Origin of the sequence: Agrococcus sp. Marseille-Q4369 (assembly GCF_018308945.1) — a bacterium.
Classification (GTDB): Bacteria; Actinomycetota; Actinomycetes; order Actinomycetales; family Microbacteriaceae; genus Agrococcus.
Map to the genome: position 1 here is coordinate 2,677,810 of NZ_CP070501.1, position 17,518 is coordinate 2,695,327.

General features: G+C 73.8%; 17 protein-coding genes. 10 read left to right on the forward strand and 7 right to left on the reverse strand.

The genetic code is table 11. The features are described 5' to 3' along the window. Positions 1-2 precede the first annotated feature (2 nt). A complete protein-coding gene (locus JSQ78_RS13455) occupies positions 3-566 on the forward strand; it encodes a class I SAM-dependent DNA methyltransferase (protein WP_211448296.1) in 564 nt (187 codons plus the stop codon). Between the two features lie 18 nt (positions 567-584). On the opposite strand, the gene JSQ78_RS13460 is transcribed toward JSQ78_RS13455, so the two are convergent. From JSQ78_RS13460 to JSQ78_RS13470, 3 genes are all read right to left on the reverse strand, one after another. Further along, positions 585-1,223 (reverse strand): DsbA family oxidoreductase, encoded by a 639-nt coding sequence (locus tag JSQ78_RS13460; RefSeq protein ID WP_249295729.1) that lies wholly within the window; start codon positions 1,221-1,223, stop codon positions 585-587. Between the two features lie 66 nt (positions 1,224-1,289). Further along, positions 1,290-1,739, reverse strand: coding sequence for a hypothetical protein (locus tag JSQ78_RS13465; RefSeq protein WP_211448300.1), 450 nt, complete (start codon positions 1,737-1,739; stop codon positions 1,290-1,292). Next, positions 1,736-2,368: a CDP-alcohol phosphatidyltransferase family protein gene (locus JSQ78_RS13470; RefSeq protein WP_211448302.1), complete on the reverse strand. Its 633-nt coding sequence runs from the start codon at positions 2,366-2,368 to the stop codon at positions 1,736-1,738. The genes JSQ78_RS13465 and JSQ78_RS13470 overlap by 4 nt, the downstream gene beginning before the upstream one ends. A gap of 296 nt (positions 2,369-2,664) precedes the next feature. Here JSQ78_RS13470 and JSQ78_RS13475 point away from each other — a divergent pair, with 296 nt between their 5' ends. Both JSQ78_RS13475 and JSQ78_RS13480 read left to right on the forward strand, forming a co-directional pair. Next, on the forward strand, positions 2,665-3,072 hold the full coding sequence (locus JSQ78_RS13475) for a VOC family protein (protein ID WP_211448304.1): 408 nt from the start codon (positions 2,665-2,667) through the stop codon (positions 3,070-3,072). Between the two features lie 88 nt (positions 3,073-3,160). Further along, entirely contained in the window at positions 3,161-4,708 is a 1,548-nt protein-coding gene (locus JSQ78_RS13480; RefSeq protein WP_211448305.1) for an MDR family MFS transporter, read from the forward strand. On the opposite strand, the gene JSQ78_RS13485 is transcribed toward JSQ78_RS13480, so the two are convergent. Then, on the reverse strand, positions 4,677-5,180 hold the full coding sequence (locus JSQ78_RS13485; RefSeq protein WP_249295731.1) for a YflT domain-containing protein: 504 nt from the start codon (positions 5,178-5,180) through the stop codon (positions 4,677-4,679). The two genes, JSQ78_RS13480 and JSQ78_RS13485, sit on opposite strands and share 32 nt — an antisense overlap. Before the next feature lie 88 nt (positions 5,181-5,268). On the opposite strand from JSQ78_RS13485, the gene JSQ78_RS13490 reads away from it, so the two are divergent. Beyond that, complete coding sequence (locus JSQ78_RS13490; RefSeq protein ID WP_211448307.1) at positions 5,269-5,988, forward strand: hypothetical protein; 720 nt, start codon at positions 5,269-5,271, stop codon at positions 5,986-5,988. A gap of 7 nt (positions 5,989-5,995) precedes the next feature. On the opposite strand, the gene JSQ78_RS13495 is transcribed toward JSQ78_RS13490, so the two are convergent. From JSQ78_RS13495 to JSQ78_RS13505, 3 genes are read right to left on the reverse strand one after another with little or no spacing between them, the layout of a single operon-like run. Continuing rightward, positions 5,996-7,156: an LOG family protein gene (locus JSQ78_RS13495; RefSeq protein ID WP_249295733.1), complete on the reverse strand. Its 1,161-nt coding sequence runs from the start codon at positions 7,154-7,156 to the stop codon at positions 5,996-5,998. Positions 7,157-7,166: 10 nt separating this feature from the next. Continuing rightward, positions 7,167-10,151 (reverse strand): AAA family ATPase, encoded by a 2,985-nt coding sequence (locus JSQ78_RS13500; protein ID WP_211448309.1) that lies wholly within the window; start codon positions 10,149-10,151, stop codon positions 7,167-7,169. Continuing rightward, entirely contained in the window at positions 10,148-11,329 is a 1,182-nt protein-coding gene (locus tag JSQ78_RS13505) for an exonuclease SbcCD subunit D (protein ID WP_211448311.1), read from the reverse strand. Before JSQ78_RS13505 ends, JSQ78_RS13500 begins: the two co-directional genes overlap by 4 nt. Positions 11,330-11,428: 99 nt before the next feature. Between JSQ78_RS13505 and JSQ78_RS13510 the strand changes: the two genes are divergently transcribed. The 6 genes from JSQ78_RS13510 to mnhG are packed head-to-tail and all read left to right on the forward strand — an operon-like array spanning position 11,429 to position 17,495. Further along, on the forward strand, positions 11,429-14,275 hold the full coding sequence (locus JSQ78_RS13510) for a Na+/H+ antiporter subunit A (protein ID WP_211448312.1): 2,847 nt from the start codon (positions 11,429-11,431) through the stop codon (positions 14,273-14,275). After that, positions 14,272-14,718: a Na(+)/H(+) antiporter subunit C gene (locus tag JSQ78_RS13515; RefSeq protein WP_211448314.1), complete on the forward strand. Its 447-nt coding sequence runs from the start codon at positions 14,272-14,274 to the stop codon at positions 14,716-14,718. The genes JSQ78_RS13510 and JSQ78_RS13515 overlap by 4 nt, the downstream gene beginning before the upstream one ends. Beyond that, positions 14,718-16,226, forward strand: coding sequence for a Na+/H+ antiporter subunit D (locus JSQ78_RS13520; RefSeq protein ID WP_211448316.1), 1,509 nt, complete (start codon positions 14,718-14,720; stop codon positions 16,224-16,226). The genes JSQ78_RS13515 and JSQ78_RS13520 overlap by 1 nt, the downstream gene beginning before the upstream one ends. Beyond that, positions 16,223-16,753 (forward strand): Na+/H+ antiporter subunit E, encoded by a 531-nt coding sequence (locus tag JSQ78_RS13525; RefSeq protein WP_211448318.1) that lies wholly within the window; start codon positions 16,223-16,225, stop codon positions 16,751-16,753. The genes JSQ78_RS13520 and JSQ78_RS13525 overlap by 4 nt, the downstream gene beginning before the upstream one ends. Beyond that, positions 16,753-17,091, forward strand: a complete 339-nt coding sequence (locus tag JSQ78_RS13530) for an MrpF/PhaF family protein (protein ID WP_211448319.1) — start codon at positions 16,753-16,755, stop codon at positions 17,089-17,091. Before JSQ78_RS13525 ends, JSQ78_RS13530 begins: the two co-directional genes overlap by 1 nt. Beyond that, positions 17,088-17,495, forward strand: a complete 408-nt coding sequence (mnhG, locus tag JSQ78_RS13535) for a monovalent cation/H(+) antiporter subunit G (RefSeq protein ID WP_211448320.1) — start codon at positions 17,088-17,090, stop codon at positions 17,493-17,495. The genes JSQ78_RS13530 and mnhG overlap by 4 nt, the downstream gene beginning before the upstream one ends. The last annotated feature ends 23 nt before the right edge of the window (positions 17,496-17,518 follow it).

Genomic DNA, 17,518 nt, shown 5'->3' on the forward strand with positions numbered 1-17,518 from the left:
GGGTGGTCGACGCGATCTTCAGCGAGCCGCGCCTCGCGGCCGTCTACGACGCGCTCGACCCCGACCGCTCCGACCTCGAGGTCTACGAGCGGATCGTCGTCGACGAGCTCGGCGCCCGATCGGTGCTCGACATCGGCTGCGGCACCGGCACCTTCGCGCTCATGCTCGCCGCGAGGGGGCTCGCGGTGACGGGCGTCGACCCCGCGAGCGCGTCGATCGACGTCGCACGGGCGAAGCCGGGGGCGGATGCGGTGCGCTGGCTCGAAGGGACGCTCGACGCCGTCGAGGCGGATGCGTCGACGGGCTCGGGCTTCGACGTCGCGACGATGACGGCGAACGTCGCGCAGGTGTTCGTCGACGAGCGCGACTGGGCCTCGACCCTCGGCGCTGCGCGGCGGCTGCTGCGGCCGGGCGGGACGCTCGTGCTCGAGTCGCGCCTGCGGTTCCGCTCGCGGGAGGCGATCGAGTCGTCGCTCGAGACCGCTGGCTTCGAGTGCCCCGACGTGCGCGATGCGCCCGACCGCCCGGGCCGCGAGTGGGTCTTCCTCGCGCGCCGCGCCGACTGACACCGCCGCAGGGGCGACTCAGCGAGCGGGCTGGTCCTCGAGGCTCAGCTCGCGGGCGCGCTCGAGCGCCTGCAGGAAGACCTCCGGCGGCTGTGCACCCGAGAGCGCGAGGCGCATGTCGAAGACGAAGAACGGCACGCCGTTCACGCCGATCTCCCTCGCCTGCTGGATGTCGGCGCGCACCGCCGGCAGGTGGCGCTCGTCGGCGAGCGCCGCCCGGATCTCCTCCGCGTCGAGCCCCGCGGCGGTGCCGATCCCGACGAGCGCCTCGACGTCGCCGATGTCGATGCCGCGCTCGAAGTGGGCCGACAGCAGGCCGTCCTTCACCGCATCCGCCGTCTTCGCGTCCTTCGCCTTCGCCAGGTGCAGCAGCTGGTGCGCACGCAGGCTGTTGGCGACGACGAGCGCGTCGAAGTCGTACTGCAGGCCCTCGCCGGCGGCCTGCTCGGCGACGTGCCCGATCATCTGCCGCACCTGCTCGACCGGCATGCCCTTCACGCGCGAGAGGTACTCGACCTCGCCGCCGTCGTAGCGCTCGGGGAGCGTCGGGTCGAGCTGGTACGAGTGCGACGTGACCTCGACCTCGTCGCCGTGCTCCCAGGCGCCGAGCGCCCGCTCGAACCGCCGCTTGCCGATGAAGCACCACGGGCACGCCACGTCTGACCAGATGTCTACCTGCATGCTCGGGTCAACGCCCGTCCCGCCCGGCTATTCCGCGCGGACCTACGCGGGCAGCTCGTCGATGAGCGCGTCGGCCTCCGGGTCGTCCCAGTCGTCGAGGTCGTAGTCGTCGTCATCGTCGTCCGCGGCGGCGGTCGTCGCGACCGGGTCGTCCTCGACCGCGGCGTCATCGTCGCCGAGCCACGCGTCGGCGGCCGCCTCGAGGTCGTCATCCTCGTCGTCGTCGAGGTCGTCGTCGTCGCGCTCGTCGTCCTCCGCGAGCTCGTCGCGCAGCCACTGCGCGAGCTCGCCGTCGGCCTCCGCGTCGACCATCTCCTCGACGCTCTCCTCGTCGAGCGGCAGGATCGCCGCGACCCGGTCGCCGTCGCGCGCGACGATCGTGTCGGGCTCGCCGTCCTCACCGGGCACTCGCTCGACCGACTCGTGCCAGCCCGCGAGGATGTCCTCGACGTGCGCCGCGAGCCGTTCGCGGTCCTCGTGCCACTCGTTCATCGCGCCTCCTCCGGCTCGTCCTGCCGATGCGTGGGCCTCCCAGTCTGCACCCGGCGCAAGCGACGCGCCTGCAGGAAGTAGTCGATCCCCGCGACGAGGTGCAGCCCGACGCCGACGAGCATGAGCGTCATGCCGAGCGCCGTCACCGCCGGCAGCACGGTGTGCCCGAGCAGCACGACGACGATCGCGGTCAGCAGCACCGCCGTGCGCACCTTCCCGAGCCACGAGACGTGGATGCTGCCGTCGCGCGCGGCCTTGCCGGCGGAGACGACCGACAGCACGTCGACGACGAAGATGACGACGAGGATCCACCAGTCGACCGCGCCGCCGATCGCGAGCGCGAGCGTCACCCCGACGATGCCGATGCGGTCGGCGATCGGGTCCATGACCTCGCCGAGCCGCGACGTCTGGTCGAGCACGCGCGCGAGCACGCCGTCGATCCAGTCGGTCGCCGCCCACACCGCGAGCAGCACGACCGGCAGCCACGACCCCGGCGCGCCGTCGATGATGAGCCAGCAGACCGGCACGAGCAGCAGCAGCCGGGCGACGGTGAAGACGTTCGGCACCGTGAGCACGCGCGTGAAGTACGGGTCGGCCGGATCGCGGTCACGAGCCGAGACGAGGCGCATGCCCTCTTGATAGCACAGCGCCCCCGGCCCGGTCAGGTCGCGCGTGCGTCCCACCGGCGGGTCGCGAAGCCCACCGCGATGCCCACGAGCGCGCCGACGACCGACTCGACGAGCGATGAACGAGCCGAGCTCGACCGCGGCGATCAGGACGCGCGCGGCGGTCGACGACGAGAGGAACGTGCGTCGGAACTCTGCGCTCGCGCGGGTCGAGCGGGACATCCCCTTGACCGTCGTCTCGGCCGTGGCTACCGTGAACGCCGTTCGCGCGTCGCGCGCGCGGATGATGCGGAGCGGTCATGGCAGTGCAGATGGTCTTCCCCAACTACTCGGTCGCCGATGTGCGCGTCGCGACCGCCTTCTACGAGGCGCTCGGGTTCACGAGGAACCCCGACTTCAGCGACGAGACGACGAGCTGCATGGTCGTCAGCGAGCAGGTCTCGATCATGCTGCTCGAGGAGCGCCGCTTCGACGAGTTCCTCGTCGGCGACCAGCGGCGTGCGGAGCGGGGCTCGCTCGAGAACCTGCTCGCGATGCTGCTCGGCAGCCGCGACGAGGTCGACGCGTTCGGTGCCGCGGGCACGGCTGCAGGGGGTAGGCTCTCCAAGCCCATCGAGGAGAGCGAGGGGGGCATGTACGGCGGTCAGCTCACCGACCCCGACGGCCACATCATCGACTTCTTCCACATGGAGGCGCCGGCGGCCTGACTCGCCGCGGCAGCCGCCCACCCTTCTGATCGCAGCGATGCGGATCCGCCGATCGTGCGGGTCCGCGCGATGCCGCCCGAGAGAGCACATGCCGACCGACACCCAGTCCACTCCCGCCCGGGCCGACGCATCCACCAGGCTCCCCGCCGGCGGCGCGATCGTCATCGCGACGCTGCTCGTCTCGGCGTTCGTCGTCATCCTCAACGAGACGGCGATGAACGTCGCCATCTCGACGCTCGTCGCCGACCCCGTGCTCGGCATCGACGAGCGCGCGGCGCAGTGGCTCACGACCGCGTTCCTGCTCACGATGGCGATCGTCATCCCGACGACCGGCTGGCTCATGGCGCGCTTCAGCACGCGCTCGCTCTACCTCGTCGCGATGGGCGCGTTCGTCGTCGGCACGCTCCTCGCGGGCGTCGCGCCGTCGTTCCCGCTGCTGCTGCTCGGCCGCGTCGTGCAGGCATCCGGCACCGCCGTGGTGTTCCCGCTCCTCATGACGACGGTCATGCGCCTCGTGCCGCCCGCGCGCCGAGGCGCCTTCATGGGCACGATCTCCCTCGTCATGTCGGTCGCACCCGCGCTCGGCCCGACCGTCTCGGGCGCGATCCTGCAGTTCGCGTCGTGGCGCTGGATCTTCCTCGGCGTCGCGCCGCTCGCGATCGCGATGCTCCTCACGGGCGCCCGCACGCTCCGCGGGGGCGACGTGCAGCAGCCACCGCGGCTCGACGTCGTCTCGATCCCGCTCGCGGGGCTCGGGTTCGGCGGCCTCGTCTACGGGCTCTCGCTCATCGGCGCGGAGGGGCTGCCCGCGTGGCAGCTGCCCACGGCGCTCGCGATCGGCGCGCTCGGCCTCGTCGCGTTCGTGCTGCGGCAGGTGCGGCTCCAGCGCACCGACGACGCGCTGCTCGACCTGCGCACGTTCCGGCACCCGCTGTTCACGGCCGCCGTGACCGTCATGATGATCGCGATGGCGGCGATGTTCGGCACGCTCATCCTGCTGCCGCTCATCCTGCAGGACTCGCTCGGCCTCGAGCCGCTGCAGGTCGGGCTCATCACGCTCCCGGGTGCGCTCCTCACGGGTCTGCTCGGACCGGTCGTCGGTCGGCTCTACGACCGGTGGGGGCCGCGCCCGCTCGTGATCCCCGGCGCGCTCGTCGTGCTCGCGGCGCTCGTGCTCTACACGCAGCTCGCCACGACGACGCCGTGGTGGATGGTGCTCCTCATGCAGATGGTGCTGAGCCTCGGCTTCGCGCTCACCTTCCCGCCGCTGTTCACGGTGTCGCTCGGCGCGCTCCCGAAGCACCTGTACGGCCACGGCTCGGCGGTGCTCAGCACCGTGCAGCAGGTCGCCGGCGCCGCCGGCACGGCCGCGTTCGTCACCATCATGGCGACGCGGCAGGCGCAGCTCGTCGAGACGGGCGTGCCTTCGGGCGACGCGCTGCTCGACGGCGCTCGCATCGCGTTCATGGGCGCGGCGGCGCTCTGGGTGCTCGGAGTCATCGCGACGCTGCGCCTGCGGAAGCCCGCCGACGACGTGCCCGACGAGCCCGAGCACCGAGAGGTGGCAGAGGAGCCCGCCGCAGGTGCGGCCGGCTCGCCCGGGGCTAGGCCTGCGCCCGCGGCGCCTGCCCCATGACGCGCACCGCCTCGGCGGCGTGCTCGTTCGTGACCTGCACGCCGTAGCGGGCGGCCTGCAGGGCGCGGATCGAGGAGAAGTCGCGCTTCCCGCCCGTCATCGCGTGCTGCACGACGCCGGCGATCATGCCGAACGCGGCGCCCATGAGCACGGCCCAGATGACCCATGCCCACGAGTTCACGATGATGAGCCCGAAGAGCAGACCGACGAAGAGGCCGAACCACGCGCCGCCGAGCGCGCCGGAGAGGGCGGCCCGGCCGTAGGTCATGCGGCCGAGCACCTGCTCGACCGTCGTGAGCCCCGTGCCGATGATGCGCACGTGCTCGACGGGGAACCTCGCGTCGCTCAGCCGGTCGACGAGCGCTTGCGCCTCCTCGTACGTGTCGAACTCGGCGATCGTCGTGGACGGCGGGGTCGGCGCGGTCCGATCCGGCATCGCGCGGTCGGGCATCGGGCCCTGGATGTTCGACATGGTGCCTCCTCCCGGCCCGGGACGGGCCCTCCGACGCATCATCGCACCCGATCCTGGACGATCGCGGGACGGCCGATAGGTTCTCCTCGTGGATGACATCCTCCGCTTCGCGGGCAGCTACTGGTGGCTGATCTTCATCGTCGGCCCGATCGTCGGCGGCTGGATCGGGGCCGCCGCGAAGTACAGCGAGCGGCGCCGACGCGACCGCATCGAGCTCGAGCGCATCCGCCGTGCCCCGGTCCAGGCCGTGCCGCCCGCGCCGGAGCAGGGCAAGGGCAAGGGCAAGGGCGCGACCGACGACCGGCTGGAGCGGGAGGACCGCGACCGGCAGATCCAGCGGATCATCGCCGACCACGCCGAGGCCGATCGGCGCTGGCTCGACTTCGAGCTCGACGTCGCGAAGCTCATCGACTACCCGCTCATGACCGACATGCGCGAGCCGCTCACGCAGACCTTCCACCGCGCCAAGCGCGTCGCGGACGGGCTCAAGCCGAGCGAGCCGGAGGAGCTGCGCCCGCCGGGCGCGCTCGAGCGCTACCGCGAAGCGGTGCGCGACTTCGAGGTCGCGTTCGAGGCGGCGCTGCGCGAGGCGAAGCGGCGCGCGCAGTCGGGCTTCACCGACGCCGAGCGCGGCCGCCTGCAGTCGGCGCAGCGGCTCATGGCGCTCGCCGAGAACGAGGCGTCGACGGCCGCGGAGCGCCAGTCGGCCTATCGGCAGGCGCGGCGCGAGCTCGACGGGCTCATCGCGCTGCCGGAGGCGACGACGCACGACATCGAGCGCAGGATCGCGGGGGAGCTGCTGCCGTAGCCGGCCCTCAGCGCCGATCCTCCGGCGCCGGCGCGTGCAGGGCCGACCCGCCCGGGGCGGGCTCGAACCCCGAGATCGCCGCCACCGCATCCGCCACCGAGTCGACGAGGGCGATGCCCGCCTCGCCCGGCTTGCCGCGCATGACCGCCTGCAGGAGCGGCCACGCGGGCATCGTCTCGGTCCAGTAGCGCTCGCCGAGCAGCACGAGCGGCGCCCACGCGCCGTCCTCGGCGTAGGAGTTCTCGCACGCGTCCTGGAAGATCTCCTGGACCGTGCCGCCCGCGCCGGGCAGCACGACGATGCCGGCGCTCGCGACGCGCAGCAGGATCGACTCGCGCACCGAGTTCTGGAAGTACTTCGCGATCGCGGTGGCGAACGAGTTGGGCGGCTCGTGCCCGTAGTGCCACGTCGGGACGCCGAGCGAGACGCCGTCGCCGATGCGGGCTGCGACCCGCCGAGCCGAGGCGATCCACTCGGGGATCGCGCCGTGGAAGGCGGGCGCCGCGGCGAGCTCGTCGATCGCCGCGTCGAGCTGGTCGGGCGAGAGCGCGACCGCCCGAGCGCCGAGGTTCGCCGCCTCCATCGCGCCAGGTCCGCCGCCCGTCGCGACGACGCGGCCGGCGCGCGCGAGCCCGTGGCCGAGGTGCGCCGCCTGCCGGTACGCATCCGAGTCGCGCGTGAGGGCGTGACCGCCCATGACGCCGACGATGCGCTTGCCGCGCACCCAGTCGGCGAGCGCGTCGTCGATCGAGTGGTCGTGCAGCGCCGCCGCGAGCGTGTCGGCGATGTCGTGCTGCCGGGTGCGCGACCACGCGTAGACGCGCGCGTCGAAGGTCGCGGGGTAGCCCTCGTCGAAGCCCTGCACGAGGTCGTCGGGGGAGTAGAGCGTCGAGCGGTAGGCGTTGAAGGGCGTGTCGGGCACGTCGTCGAAGACCAGCGCGCCCTCGGCGACGAGCCGCTCCCTCGCGCCCGGCGGCAGCTCGCAGCCGAGCAGCAGCGCACCCGCGCCGTCGAGCCGCTCGAGCGCATCGCCGCGCTCGGTCAGGTCGACGTCCTGCAGGCGCCAGTCCTCCATGCTCGTCGCGCGGCGCGCGAAATGGTCGAACGCGGCGAGCGACGAGATGTCGATGCGCCGCCCGTGCTGCGGGCGCTCGTCGAAGTCGGGCACGCCCGGGAGCCTACCCAGCGCGGAGCGCGGCCCCCTGGGTGCGGTCGGGGGAGTCGCTCCCGGCCACCTCGATGCGGCTGCCGCCGCCCGGCACGGGCACGACGCGGATGCGCCACGGGATGCGCTCCTGCATCTGCTGCACGTGGCTGATGACGCCGACGCTGCGGCCGCCCGCGCGCAGCCCGTCGAGCGTCGAGAGCGCCGCCTCGAGCGAGTCCTGGTCGAGCGAGCCGAACCCCTCGTCGACGAAGAGCGTCTCGAGCGAGATGCCGCCCGCCTCGGCCTGCACGACGTCGGCGAGGCCGAGCGCGAGCGCGAGCGACGCGAGGAACGTCTCGCCGCCCGAGAGCGACTTCGTCGTGCGCGCCCGCCCGGTGTGCGCGTCGAGCACCTGGATGCCGAGGCCGCTCGCCTTGCCGCGATAGGCGGTGCCCTCGTCGTGCAGGAGCGCGAAGCGCCCCTCGGTCATCGCGCCGAGCCGCAGGTTCGCCGCCTCGATGATCGTGCCGAGCCGCGCGGCGAGCACGTAGGTCTCGATGTCCTGCCGCAGTTCGTTGCGGCCGTCGAGCGCGTCGGCGAGGGCGCGCACGGTCGCGGCGTGCTCGGCGCCGTCGGCGAGCGAGCGGATGGCCTCCCGCGCGTCGTCGAGGTCGGTCGCGGCGTGATCGAGCCGGGTCTGGGCCGTCGCCTCCGCGCGAGCGGCGAGGGCGGACGCCGCCTCGGCCTCGGCGAGCGCGGCATCGAGCGGCGCGACGTCGTCGGCCGACTCGGGCAGCCCCTGCAGCTCGGGCTGCGCGAGCACGCCGCGCGCACTCGCGAGCTCGTCGTCGTGCGCTCGGATGCGCTCGCGGAGCTCGAGCCGCTCGGCGGGCTCGAGCCGCATGGCCGCGAGCGCCTCGCGGTCGGGCAGGCCGAGTCGCTCGAGCGCGGCGCGCCCTTCGGCGGCGGCCTCGGCCTGCTCGGCTCCGGCCCGCGCGCGCTCGGCGTCGGCCTCGAGCCACTGCTCGAGCGCGTCGCGGCGCGTCGAGGCGGACTGCAGCATCGACCGCCCGTCGGGGTGGCCGCCGAGCGCCTCCCGGACCCTCGCGAGCGCGTCGGCGAGTCGGGTCGCGGCCGAGGCGGCGGCGGCGCGCCGCTCGCCGACCACGCGATCGAGCTCGGCGATGCGCGCGTCGAGCTCGCGCGAGCGATCGTCGTGCTGCTCGATCTCGCCGCCGAGCCGCTCCCGCTCGGCGGCGGCGTCGAGGCACGCGCGCTGCGCGTCGCGCGCCGCCTCGAGGGCCGCGGCGAGCGCAACGCGATCCGCGATGCCGGCGACCGCCTCGAGCGACGCACGCTCGCGCTCGACTGCGGCGAGCGCCTCGTTCGCCGCCGAGGCGGCCGCGAGGGCAGCTTCGCTCGCCGCGAGCGCGTCGGCGACGTCGTCGGCGGTGACGATGTCGCCGCCCGGCGCGTGCGGGCTCGGGTGCTCGATCGCGCCGCACACGGGGCACGGCTCACCGGCGACGAGCGCGCCGGCGAGCTCTCCCGCCATCCCGGCGACGCGCGCCGCCTGGAGGCGCTGGAGCGCGTCGGCAGCGGCGTGCTGGGCGGCCGCGGTGCGGCCGGCCGCCGCCGACGCCTCGCGCTCGCGCTCGCGCAGCCGATCGGCGCGGTCGCGGGCCTCGAGCCGAGCCTCGGCCGCCTCGACGGCGGCGCGCGCCGGCTCGGCGCCCGCGGCGCGCGTCGAGGCGTCCTCCCTCGCCCGCACGAGCGCGTCGCGCGCCTCGGGCTGCCCGGCGCGCTCGCGCCTCGCCGCCTCGACCGCCTCCTCGGCGGTGCGCGCGTCGCGCTCGGCATCCGCGGCGGCCCGCTCGAGCTGGGGCAGCTCGCGCTCGAAGCGCGACGTCTCGCTCGCGCGGGCGACATCGTCGAGCGCGGCCTCGCGCTCGCGCTCGACCGCTGCGCGCTCGGGCTCGAGGGCCTCGGGCAGCACCGCGGTCGCCGCCTCGAGCGCAGCGCGCGTCCAGCGGTCGACCTCGGCCGCGGCGTCGGCGGCGCGATCGGCGTCGGCGAGCCGCTCGCGATCCGCCGCGACGGCGTCCTCCGCCGCCCGGAGCGCGGCGAGGGCGGCGAGCGCACCGTCGCGGCGCGCGACGCGATCGGCGAGCGCGCGGGCGGCGTCGCGCGCGGCGCGCGCTTCGCGCTCCGCCTCCGCGGCGGCCATCGCTGCCGCAGCGGCGTCGCGGAGCCGCTCCGTCAGGACGTCCTCGAGCGCGGCGAGGGAACGCTCGTCGGCGGCCCCGCCGTCGAGCGCGCTCGCGGCCGCCGCGCCACCGTCGTCGTCGGCCGGGCCGATGAGCGCGCGGACGCGCGCCACCCGGTCGTCCCGCCGCTGCTCGAGCTCTGCGCGCCGAGCGCCGACGGCCTTCGCGTCGGCGAGCGCGAGCTCGCGGAGCCGCCGCATGCTGCCCGTGCCGAAGAGCCGCTCGAGCAGTGCCTTGCGCTCGTCGCTCGAGGCGCCGAGGAACTCGGCGAAGCCGCCTTGCGCGAGGAGCGTCACCTGCAGGAACTCGTCCTTCGTGAGCCCCACGAGGCGCGCGACCTCGTGCCCGACCTCCTTCGCGGTCGTCGCGATCGCGTCCCAGCCCGACGGCGTGCGCTCGAGCAGCGTCGCTCGGGCCTTCTCGCGCGTCGTGCCGCTGCCTCGCTGCTTCGGGCGCTCGTGCTCGGGCGAGCGGCGCACGCGCAGCAGCCGGCCGCCGAGCTGCACGTCGAGCTCGACCCACGTCGCCTCGTCGGGGCCGGCGAGGTCGCTGCGGAGGTGCGCCCGCTCGTCGTAGCGGGGAGCGGAGCCGTAGAGGGCGAAGCACACCGCGTCGAGGATGGTCGACTTGCCCGCGCCCGTCGGCCCCGCGATGAGGTAGACGCCGTCGGCCTCGAACGAGGCGAAGTCGATCTCGAAGCGCCCGCGGTAGGGGCCGAAGCCCGCGAGCTCGAGCCGCAGGAGCCTCACCGCGCCGACTCCTCGGCTGCGGCGCGCTCGAGCAGCTCGCGCACGAGCGCCGCCTCCGCCTCGCTCGCCGCAGCGCCGGCGCGCACGTGGGCGAGGAAGTCGTCGACGACCTCGGATTCGCTGCGCCGCGCGAGCCGCTCGCGCAGCTGCTGCGCGGGCGTCGTGCCGCCGCCGATCCACGTGACCTCCGCCGCGTGCGGCCACCGCTCCTGCAGCCGGCGCATCGCGTCGAGGGGTCGCACGCGATCGGTGAGTCGCACGCGCAACCAGTCGTCCGCCGTGCCGTCGAGGGAGGCATCCGCGAGGAGCGAGGCGAGCTCGCCCTCCACGGTCGTGAGCGCCCGCGGCACCGGCAGGCTCACCCACTCGGCGCTCGCGAGCCCCTCGGCGCCGAGCTCGACGAGCCAGCCGCCGCGCTCGGGCGAGCGCTCGCGGAACGAGTAGTGCAGCGGCGCGCCCGAGTAGCGCACCGAGGGCGAGAGCTCCTGCCGCGAGTGCAGGTGACCGAGCGCGACGTAGTCGACGCCGTCGAAGACGGACGCGGGCACGACGTCGAGGCCGCCGGCCGTGATGTCGCGCGGCGCGTCGTCGAGCCGCACTGCCTCGTCGAGTCGCACCGCGTCGTCGGCGACGCCGGCCGCGAAGCAGTGCGCGAGCACGACCGAGCGCGCCGGGACGTCGAGGAGCGACGCGCGCACCGCATCCATCGCCCATCGCATCGCGTCGGCCTGCGTCGCGATGCCCGTCTCCGGCAGCGCAGCCCGGAGCGCGACCGGCTCGAGGTAGGGCACGGCGAAGACGTGCACGGGGCCGTGCTCGTCGGCGAGCTCGATGCGCCACGACGCGGGCTCGAGCGCCGCGGTGCTGAGGTGCAGCCCGCCCGCGCGCGCGAAGGCCGCGTTCGCGCCGAGCCTCGCGGGGGAGTCGTGGTTGCCGCTCGAGAGCACGATCTCGGCACCCGCGTCGCGGATCGCGGCGAGCGCGCGCGAGAGCGCCTCGACGTGCCGGCCGGCCGGCATGGCCGAGTCGAAGACGTCGCCAGCGACGAGCACGACGTCGACCTCGCGCTCGCGCACGATCCCCGCGAGCGCGCCGAGCGCGTCCTCGAGCGCCTCGAGCGTGTCGGCGCCGTGGAACGTGCGGCCGACGTGCCAGTCGGAGGTGTGCAGGAGGCGCATTCTCCCACGGTAGATCGAGCGACCCACGTGCGGCGGAGGCCCGCCGCGCCGGTAGGGTTGATGCAAGCCCCTGCCCGACCTCGAGAGGGACTCCACCACGTGCTGCTGACTGTGACGACGCTCGCCGTCCTCGGCGTCGTCTCCAGCGCGCTCAGCGGCCGCATGGGACGATTCGTCTTCCTGCTGCCCGCCGCGGCGAGCCTCGTCGCGGCGGTGTGGTTCGCGCTGCAGGCGCCGCTCGTGGCCGCGGGGCGGGTGCTGCAGGAGCGGATCGAGTGGATGCCGTCCCTCGGCATCGCGGTCGACCTGCGGCTCGGTGCGCTCCAGTGGCTGCTCTCGATGGTCGTGCTCGGCGTCGGCGGGCTCATCTTCGTCTACTGCGCGTGGTACTTCGACTCCGAGACCCTCGCGGCCCGCACGGTCGGCCTGCTGACGGCGTTCGCCGCCTCGATGCTCCTCCTCGTGCTCTCCGACGATCTCATCGTGCTGACCGTCGGCTGGGAGCTCACGACGCTGTTCAGCTACCTCCTCGTCGGGCTCAACCACCGCTCGGCGAGCAACCGGCGGGCGGCGCAGACGGCGCTCATCGTCACGACGGTCGGCGGGCTCACGATGCTCGTCGGCGTGCTGCTGCTCGAGGCCGAGACCGGCACCTACTCGCTCAGCGCGATCGTGGCCGACCCGCCGAGCTCGGCGGCCGCGGCGTGGGCCGCGGGCTGCCTCGTCGTCGGGGCGCTGTCGAAGTCGGCCATCGTGCCGTTCCAGTACTGGCTGCCCGGCGCGATGGCCGCGCCCACCCCCGTCTCGGCGTTCCTCCACGCCGCCGCGATGGTGAAGGCGGGCATCTTCCTCATGGCCGCGTTCACCCCGGCGTTCGTCGACCTGCCGTGGTGGCGCTGGACGCTCGTCGGCCTCGGCATCGTGACGATGCTGCTCGGCGCGGTGCGGGCGATGCGGCAGCTCGACATCAAGGTGCTGCTCGCGCACGGCACCGTGAGCCAGCTCGGCCTGCTCATGACGGTCATCGGGATCGGCACCCAGGGCGCGATGCAAGCGGGCCTCACGCTGCTCGTCGCGCACGCGATCTTCAAAGCGGGGCTCTTCATGGTCGTCGGCGCGGTCGACCGCGCGACGGGCACGAGGGACCTGCGCGAGCTCGGCGGCCTCGCGCGGCGGATGCCGATCGTCACCGGGGCCGCGATCCTCGCCGCCGCGTCGATGGCGGGGCTCCCGCCCGCGCTCGGCTTCCTCGCGAAGGAGGCGGCGCTCGACGCGGTGATCGCCGGCGCGAGCGAGGAGCTCGTCGCGCTCGGCTGGCTTGCGTTCATCGCGATCGCGCTCGGCGCCGCCATCACCGTGACGTACTCCCTGCGCCTCATCATGGGCACGTTCTTCGGTCCTCAGACGGTCGAGGTCAAGCGGCGCACGGGCGCGCTCGCCGTCGCACCCGTCATCCTCGCCGCCGCCGGTCTGCTGCTCGGCTTCGCCGGAAACCTCATCACAGAGCTGCTGCGGCCGCACGTATCGACGGTCCCCGCCGGCGAGTCCGCGCCGCTCCTCGCCCTGTGGCACGGCTTCACGCCCGCGCTCGCCGCGTCGATGATCGCGTGGGCGGTCGGCACGGTCATCCACCTGCGGGTCGGCAGCGCCAGGCGCGCTCCGCACGGGCAGGACGTGTTCGAGCGCGGCTACCACGCGGGCATGCGCGCCCTCGATCGCCTCGCGGTCGAGGTGACCGGCCGCATCCAGACCGGTTCGCTCCCGCTGCACCTCACGACGATCCTGCTCGTCGTGGTGGTGCTCCCGGGCGGCGCGCTCGTCATGGCGGGCGCCGTCTCCGGCGACATCCGGCTGTACGACTCCGTCGGCCAGGTCGGCGCGGCCGCGCTCATCTCGATCGCGGCGCTGCTCGTCACGACCGCGCGCGGTCGGCTCAAGGCCTTCATGCTCGTCTCGGTCGTCGGCTACGGCGTCGGCCTGCTCTTCCTGCTGCACGGCGCGCCCGACCTCGCGCTCACGCAGGTGCTGACCGAGACGGTCTTCCTCATCGTGCTCGTGCTCGTGCTGCGCCGCCTGCCGAAGTACTTCACCGACCGTCCGCTGCGCGCCGCCCGCTATCCGCGCGCGCTGCTCGCGATCCTCGTCGGCGCGTTCGCGACGCTCGCCTCGCTCGCCGCGCTCCAGGCGCGCACTGCTGAGCCCATCTCGGAGGGCTTCTACCGCTGGGCCTACGAGTTCGGCCACGGCGAGAACATCGTCAACGTCACGCTCGTCGACATCCGCGCGTGGGACACGCTCGGCGAGGTGTCGGTGCTGCTCGCCGCCGCGACGGGCGTCGCGAGCCTCATCTTCGTGCGCCGCCCGGTCGCGGGTCTCGGCGTGCTGCGGCAGAACGACCCCGCGACGCGGCGCGGCAACTGGCTGCGCGGCGCGTTCACCGACGAGCACATGGCCTCGCCCGTGCTCGAGATGATGACGCGCCTGCTGTTCCCGATCATGATGCTCGTCTCGATCTACCTGCTCGCGGTCGGGCACAACGAGCCGGGTGGCGGCTTCGCCGGTGGCCTCGTCGCGGGCATCGCGCTCGCGGTGCGCTACCTCGCGGGTGGCCGCGACGAGCTCACGGAGGCCGCGCCGTTCGACGCGGGCAAGCTGCTCGGCGCGGGCATCGTCGTCGCGGTGCTCGGCGTCGTCTGGCCTGTCTTCGTCGGCGGCCGCATCGGCGAGTCGTACGCGATCGAGTGGGTCATGCCGCTGCTCGGCGAGCAGAAGCTCGTCACGACCCTGTTCTTCGACATCGGCGTCTGGCTCATCGTCATCGGCGCGATGCTCGACTTCGTCCGCTCGCTCGGCGCCGGCATCGACCTGCACGCCGAGCAGAACGCGGCGCCCCGACCCGCGTGGCGCTCCGACCGCTCGCTGCCCGGCAAGGAGGTGCGCCGGTGACCCCGTCCCTCGCCCTCGCCGTGGCCGGCGGCGTGCTCATCGCGACCGGCACGTACCTGCTGCTCGAGCGCAGCCTCATGCGCATCCTCGCGGGCGTCATGCTCGCGGGCAACGGCGTCAACCTGCTCTTCCTCGTCGCGGCGGGACCGGCGGGCCTCGGACCCATCGTCGGCACGCCCGAGGACGAGATCTCCGATCCCCTCCCGCAGGCCATGGTGCTCACCGCGATCGTCATCTCGCTCGCGACGAGCGCGTTCCTGCTGGCCATGTCGTACCGCTCCTTCCAGCTCGAGGGCCATGACGAGGTCGCCGACGACGTCGAGGACGCCATCGTGCGGCGTCGCGCCGAGGCCGACCTCTCGAGCGAGGCATACGTCGAGCTCACGCCCGAGGAGCAGCCCGACACCGAGTCCGGCGGCCGCTCCGGGAGGGCCGACGACTGATGGACCTCGCGAACCTCGTCCCCGTCCCCGTGCTCCTGCCGCTCCTCGCGGCCGGCGTCACGCTCGCGCTCGCGCGCCACCCCGCGTGGCAGCGCATCGTCTCGGGCACGACGCTCGGCATCGTCGCGGTGCTCGCGCTCGTCCTGTGCCTCGCGGCCGACGCCCAGGGCCCGATCGTGCTGTGGGTCGGCGCGTGGCCGGAGGGGCTCGGCATCGTGCTCGTCGCCGACCGGCTCTCGGCGCTCCTCGTGCTCGTCTCGAGCATCGTCACGGCGATCGTCGTGATCTTCCCCTCGCGACGCGACATCGCCGACAGCGCCGACGGGGCGCCGGTGTCGGTCTTCCACCCGACGTTCCTCGTGCTGACGGCCGGCGTCGCGAATGCGTTCCTCGCGGGCGACCTCTTCAACCTCTTCGTCGGCTTCGAGATGCTGCTGTTCTCGTCGTACGTGCTCATCATGCTCGGCGCGACGAAGGAGCGCGTGCGCGCGGGCAGCACGTACGTCGTCGTGAGCGTCGCGTCGTCGACGCTGTTCCTCCTCGCGCTCGCGCTCGTCTACGGCGCGACCGGCACGGTGAGCTTCGCGCAGCTGCCCGAGCGCTTCGCGGCCCTCGACCCCGCGCTGCAGCTCACGATCCAGCTGCTGCTGCTCGTGGTCTTCGGCATCAAGGCGGCGGTTTTCCCGCTCCAGGCGTGGCTTCCCGACTCGTACCCGACCGCGCCCGCGAGCGTCACGGCGGTCTTCGCGGGGCTCCTCACGAAGGTCGGCGTCTACGCGATCATCCGGCTGCAGACGCTGCTCTTCCCCGACAGCCCGCTCACCGACCTGCTGCTCGTCGTCGCGATCCTGACGCTCGTGCTCGGCATCCTCGGCGCGCTCGCGCAGGGCGAGATCAAGCGACTCCTGTCGTTCACGCTCGTGAGCCACATCGGCTACATGCTGCTCGGCGTCGCGCTGGGCACCGAGCAGGGCATCGCCGGCTCGATCTTCTACATCGTGCACCACATCCTCGTGCAGACGGCGCTGTTCATCGTCGTCGGCCTCATCGAGCGCATCGGAGGGTCGACGAGCCTGTCGAGGCTCGGCGGCCTCGCATCGGTGCCGCTGCTCGCGGCGCTCTACCTGCTGCCGGCCCTCAACCTCGGCGGCATCCCGCCGTTCTCCGGCTTCCTCGGCAAGGTGGCGCTGCTCGACGCCGCGCTCGACGCGCCGTCGCCGCTCGCGATCGCCGCCGTCGTCGCGGGCATCGCGACGAGCCTCCTGACGCTCATCGCCGTGATCCGGGTGTGGCAGCGCGCGTTCTGGCAGGACCGCGGCGAGGACGACGACCGCGTGCACTCGCTGCGCGTGCTGCCGCGGGTCTGGATCTTCGCGGCGTCGACCCTCGTCGGCATCACGGTCGCGCTCACCGCCCTCGCCGGACCGCTCTCCGACTACGCCGCGCGCGCATCCGTCGACATCGAGGGCGGCGCCTACCACGACGCGGTCGAGGAGGCGATGCCGTGAACCGCCCAGCTCTGCGCTACCGCTTCTCGCTCCCGACGACGATCGGCCTCGCCGTCATCTGGATGCTGCTGTGGGGCCAGCTCTCGATCGGCGCGGCCCTGTGGGGGCTCCTCATCGCGCTCGCGATCCAGCTGATCTTCCCGCTGCCCGACGTCCCCGAGCTCGACTCGTTCCGGCCGCTCGGCTTCCTCCGGCTCGTGCTCGTGACGCTCCGCGGGCTCATCGTCTCGTCGTTCCAGGTCGCGGTGAAGGTGCTCGCGTTCTGGCGACCGACGCGCAACGCCATCATCCGGGTGCCGCTGCGCAGCGACTCGATCTTCATCACCGTCATCACCGCGGAGCTCGTCACGCTCGTGCCCGGATCCGTCGCGGTCGACGCGGGGGAGGGCTGGCTGCTCGTGCACGTCTTCGACGCGCAGGACGAGGCCGCGATCGACAAGGCGCGCGCGAACGTGCTCTCGACCGAGGCGACGGTGCTGCGCGCGTTCGGCACCCCCGAGGACCGCGCGCTGCTGGAGGAGGACTGATGGAGGTCGTGCTCGCCATCGCCGGCGTCATGCTCGTCGTCTCGGCGGCGCTCGCGCTCGTGCGCATCGTGCGCGGACCCGGCCCGAGCGACCGGGTCGTGGCGACCGACGTGCTCATCACGACCGTCGCGGGCGGCCTCGCCGTCGAGGCGGCCATCAACCACCAGCCGTTCACCATCCCGGTGATCCTCGTGCTCTCGATGCTCGCGTTCGCGGGCACCGTCTCGATGGCGCGCTTCGTGGCCGGCCGAGAGGACGTCGTCGGCCCCGCGCCCGCGCGCGAGCCGGGCACCGGCATCGAGGGCGACGGGCCCGTCGGCGGGGAGGACCGCGAGTGACCCTCGAATCCGTGCTCGACGTCGTCGGTGCCGTGCTCATCCTCATCGGCGCGTTCTTCACGCTCACCGCGGCCATCGGCATCCTGCGGCTGCCGGACGTGCTCAACCGGATGCACGCCGCGTCGAAGCCGCAGACGCTCGGCTTCCTGCTGCTGTGCGTCGGGCTCTCGCTCGTGCTGCGCGACGGCAGCGCGACCGCGATGCTCGCGGTCGCCGCGTGCCTGCAGCTCGTCACCTCGCCCGTCGCGACGCAGATGATGGCGAAGGCGGCGCACCGCTCGCGGCAGTACCGCGCCGACCTCGTGGTCGACGACCGCGAGCGGGAGCGCATCGACGACGACGCCGATCGCGCGGGGCTCGACCCCGACGAGGCGGATCCCGACGCCGGACGCCCGAGCGGGTAGGATCGCAGGCAGAACGCATAGCC

Bases quoted from the DNA above. Each gene is read 5' to 3' on its own strand.
- JSQ78_RS13530 (WP_211448319.1), top strand. From the start codon at position 16,753: ATGGAGGTCGTGCTCGCCATCGCCGGCGTCATGCTCGTCGTCTCGGCG.
- JSQ78_RS13505 (WP_211448311.1), bottom strand. From the start codon at position 11,329: ATGCGCCTCCTGCACACCTCCGACTGGCACGTCGGCCGCACGTTCCAC.
- JSQ78_RS13470 (WP_211448302.1), bottom strand. From the start codon at position 2,368: ATGCGCCTCGTCTCGGCTCGTGACCGCGATCCGGCCGACCCGTACTTC.
- JSQ78_RS13520 (WP_211448316.1), top strand. From the start codon at position 14,718: ATGGACCTCGCGAACCTCGTCCCCGTCCCCGTGCTCCTGCCGCTCCTC.
- JSQ78_RS13480 (WP_211448305.1), top strand. From the start codon at position 3,161: ATGCCGACCGACACCCAGTCCACTCCCGCCCGGGCCGACGCATCCACC.
- JSQ78_RS13465 (WP_211448300.1), bottom strand. From the start codon at position 1,739: ATGAACGAGTGGCACGAGGACCGCGAACGGCTCGCGGCGCACGTCGAG.
- JSQ78_RS13485 (WP_249295731.1), bottom strand. From the start codon at position 5,180: ATGTCGAACATCCAGGGCCCGATGCCCGACCGCGCGATGCCGGATCGG.
- JSQ78_RS13475 (WP_211448304.1), top strand. From the start codon at position 2,665: ATGGCAGTGCAGATGGTCTTCCCCAACTACTCGGTCGCCGATGTGCGC.